The 791-nt window shown below is 46.9% G+C and carries 1 protein-coding gene; it reads left to right on the top strand.

The annotated features are described in order from the left end of the window. Positions 1-121 precede the first annotated feature (121 nt). On the top strand, positions 122-694 hold the full coding sequence (locus tag QT990_RS25565; protein ID WP_333465905.1) for a hypothetical protein: 573 nt from the start codon (positions 122-124) through the stop codon (positions 692-694). The last annotated feature ends 97 nt before the right edge of the window (positions 695-791 follow it).

Below are 791 nucleotides of genomic sequence, written 5' to 3'. Positions count from 1 at the left end.
TCTGCTGGAGGCAGGGTGTCGATCGTGTAAGAGACGATCGACCCGTCGGGGTCGCTTCCTCCCAATCCTGTGACTAACCGGCTGCTGTTGGGGCCGACGCGGGAGTTGGCATTGTTGGCTAATGGCGGTTGGTTGTCCGTTGGTGTTGGATTTGTTGGATTGGTTGGATTGGTTGGATTTGTTGGATTTGTTGGATTTGTTGGATTGGTTGGATTTGTTGGATTGGTTGGATTTGTTGGATTTGTTGGATTGGTTGGATTTGTTGGATTGGTTGGATTGGTTGGATTTGTTGGATTTGTTGGATTTGTTGGATTGGTTGGATTGGTTGGATTGGTTGGATTGGTTGGATTTGTTGGAGTGGTTGGATTTGTTGGAGTGGTTGGATTTGTTGGATTTGTTGGAGTGGTTGGATTTGTTGGATTTGTTGGATTTGTTGGATTTGTTGGATTTGTTGGATTGGTTGGATTTGTTGGATTTGTTGGATTTGTTGGATTTGTTGGATTTGTTGGAGTGGTTGGATTTGTTGGATTTGTTGGATTTGTTGGATTGGTTGGAGTGGTTGGATTGGTTGGAGTGGTTGGATTGGTTGGAGTGGTTGGATTGGTTGGATTGGTTGGAGTGGTTGGATTGGTTGGAGTGGTTGGATTGGTTGGATTTGTTGGAGTGGTTGGATTTGGTGTCAGAGGTGTGGTGAATGTAGCTTGGTTGTTGGCGGGAGTCGGGTCAGCGGTAGTTGAGGTACTTCTGGCGGTGTTGGTGACGCTGCCGGATGCAGGTGCGATGAAGCTGAC

This window comes from Microcoleus sp. T3_B1 (genome assembly GCF_036700445.1).
GTDB lineage: Bacteria > Cyanobacteriota > Cyanobacteriia > Cyanobacteriales > Microcoleaceae > Microcoleus.
The sequence above is the reverse complement of the archived record's forward strand: the minus strand, read 5'-3'. Positions and strand labels throughout refer to the sequence as shown.